General features: G+C 73.0%; 3 protein-coding genes. All 3 read right to left on the bottom strand.

Annotated features, from left to right (window positions below):
* Positions 1-122: 122 nt before the first annotated feature.
* Positions 123-1,439, bottom strand: a complete 1,317-nt coding sequence (purB, locus tag HUU95_RS13710) for an adenylosuccinate lyase (RefSeq protein ID WP_174280614.1) — start codon at positions 1,437-1,439, stop codon at positions 123-125.
* A 51-nt stretch (positions 1,440-1,490) separates the two neighbouring features.
* Complete coding sequence (locus tag HUU95_RS13705) at positions 1,491-1,934, bottom strand: NUDIX hydrolase (RefSeq protein ID WP_174280613.1); 444 nt, start codon at positions 1,932-1,934, stop codon at positions 1,491-1,493.
* Positions 1,931-2,682: glutathione S-transferase (locus tag HUU95_RS13700; protein WP_368039816.1), on the bottom strand; the 752-nt coding region annotated here is incomplete at its 5' end. The genes HUU95_RS13700 and HUU95_RS13705, both read right to left, overlap by 4 nt.

The raw sequence follows: 2,682 nt of genomic DNA, 5'->3' as shown, positions 1-2,682 counted from the left end.
AAGTCGTTCGGAGAGGGGGACCGCCAAAGGCGGTGGAGGGGCGGCGGGCGTTAGCCCGCCGGCTGCGCCGGCGACCCCTCCACCGCCTTTGGCGGTCCCCCTCCCCAGCGAGCTGGGGAGGACTAAGAAGAGCCGAACACCCGCTCGAACACCGTGTCGACGTGCTTGAAGTGATAGCCCAGGTCGAATTCCCCCGCGATCCGGTCCGGCGACAGCGCCGCCGTGACCTCCGGGTCCGCCTGGAGCAGCGCGGCCAGCGACTCGGCGCCGTCGCTGTCCCACACGCGCATCGCGTTGCGCTGGACCAGCCGGTACGCGTCCTCGCGGCTGACGCCGGCCTGGGTCAGCGCGAGCAGCACGCGCTGCGAGTGGACCAGCCCGCCCATCCGATCGAGATTGGCCTGCATCCGCGCCGGATAGACGACCAGCCGGTCGATCACGCCGGTCAGCCGTGCCAGCGCGAAATCGAGCGTGATCGTCGCATCCGGCCCGATATAGCGCTCCACCGACGAATGGCTGATGTCGCGCTCGTGCCACAGCGCGACGTTCTCCAGCGCGGGCGTGACATAGCCGCGCACCATCCGCGCGAGCCCGGTCAGGTTCTCCGTCAGCACCGGGTTGCGCTTGTGCGGCATCGCCGACGATCCCTTCTGCCCGGGGCTGAAATATTCCTCCACCTCCAGCACCTCCGTGCGCTGGAGGTGGCGCACCTCCGTGCTGAGCCGCTCGACCGAGCCCGCGATCACGCCCAGCGTCGCGAAGAACATCGCATGGCGGTCGCGCGGGATGACCTGGGTCGACACCGGCTCGACCGCGAGGCCGAGCTGCGCGGCGACATGCGCCTCCACCGCCGGATCGATATTGGCGAAGGTGCCGACCGCACCCGAGATCGCGCAGGTGGCGATATCCGCCCGCGCCGCCGCCAGCCGCGCCTTGGCGCGGGCGAACTCGGCATGCGCGAAGGCGAGCTTGAGCCCGAACGTCACCGGCTCGGCATGGATGCCGTGGCTGCGCCCGATCGTCGGCGTCCGCTTGTGCTCGCGCGCGCGCCGCTCCAGCACCGCCAGCAGCGCGTCGAGATCGGCGATCAGCAGGTCGGCGGCCTCGCGCAGCTGCAGCGCCAGACAGGTGTCGAGCACGTCGGACGAGGTCATGCCCTGGTGCATGTAGCGCGCCTCCGGCCCGACCTGTTCGGCGACCCAGGTCAGGAAGGCGATGACGTCGTGCTTCGTCACCGCCTCGATCGCGTCGATCGCCGCGACGTCGATGGTCGGCCCGGTCGCCCACCAGCGCCACAGCGCCGCCGCCGCCGCCGCGGGCACGACGCCCAGCTCGGCGAGCGCGTCCGTCGCGTGCGCCTCGATCAGGAACCAGTTCCGATAGCGCGCCTCCGCGGTCCAGAGCGCGGCCATGGCGGGGCGGGAATAGCGGGCGATCATCGCCGGGCCCTAGCCGCGCCCGCGCGTCAGGTCACGCCCGCGCGCGTGGCCTCATCGCGACCGGGTCGTCGCCGCCAGCATCGCGGCGAGGTCGTCGGGATAGACGCGCTCGGGCCAGGTGGCGAGCTCGTCCGCGTCGAACCAGCGCCACCGGGTCATCACCCGGCGCTCCAGCGCGGTATGGCCGGCGGTGTCGACGCTGGGCTCGACCACGTCGACGCGGAACCAGCGCTCGTCGGCGGTCACCTCGACGCCCTCGATCGTCAGGAACTCGACCGTGCGGCGCGCGATCTCCGGCCCCGGATCGCGGTTTAGCCCCACCTCCTCGCGCAGCTCGCGCCGCGCGGCCTCCGCGTACGTCTCGCCCCGGTCGAGCGCGCCGCCGGGCGTGCACCAGAAGGGCGGCCGGTCGGGCGCGTCGAAGCGGAACAACAGCACCCGGCCCGCGCCGTCGACCAGCAGGATGCGCGCGGCGGGGCGGGGCCGGCGGCTCATGCCGCGCCGTCCAGCTCGGGACAATGGCGGAAGATGCCCTCCTCGTTGAAGGCGATTCGCCGCTCGCTGGCGAGATAGGCGGCGATGCCCGGCAGCGCGGCGACGCGGTCGCGGATGGCGAGCAGGCGGGGATAGCCGGCCTCGATCGCCGCCATCCGGCGCGGAAAGGCGTAGCGCAGCCCCTCGACCAGCTGGAAGAGCGAGGTATCGACATGGCTCCACTCGTCCCCCGCGACGAAGGGCCCGTCGATCGCGCCGGCGGCGGCCTCGAAATGCTGGAAGAACTTGCGGAGGCGCTCGGCACGGAACGGGGCGGCGGCGCGCGCGGCCTCGCGCCGCTGTTCCGCGTAGTAAGCGGACGCGTCGACCGGATGGTGGACGGCGTGGACCTCCGCCACCAGGTCGGTGACCGTCAGCTGGAGCTGGTGGAGCCACCGCGCCGTCGCCGGGTCGCCGCCGCCATGGCCGTGGCGATCCGCCAGCACCGCCAGGATATGCGCGACCTGCGCGACCGTGTCGCCGCCCATGTCCAGATAGGGCGGCGCAAGGGGTCCACGCGGTCCCCGCCCCGCCAGATCGGCCATCAACGCCTCCGCGCCGCCCTCGCGCGCGCGATCGCGGTACGGCACGCCGGCCGCTTCCAGGAACAGCCGGACGAACTCGCCCCGGCCCTGGATGTCGGGCCAGTACCAGAGATCGTGGCTCACGCCGGCTCGCCCGGCGCGCGCGCGCGGATCGCGAGCGCGTG

The sequence above is a fragment of the Sphingomonas bacterium genome, assembly GCF_903643065.1.
GTDB lineage: Bacteria > Pseudomonadota > Alphaproteobacteria > Sphingomonadales > Sphingomonadaceae > Sphingomonas.
Note: the sequence above shows the minus strand (reverse complement) of the source record. Positions and strands in the feature narration are given on the sequence as shown.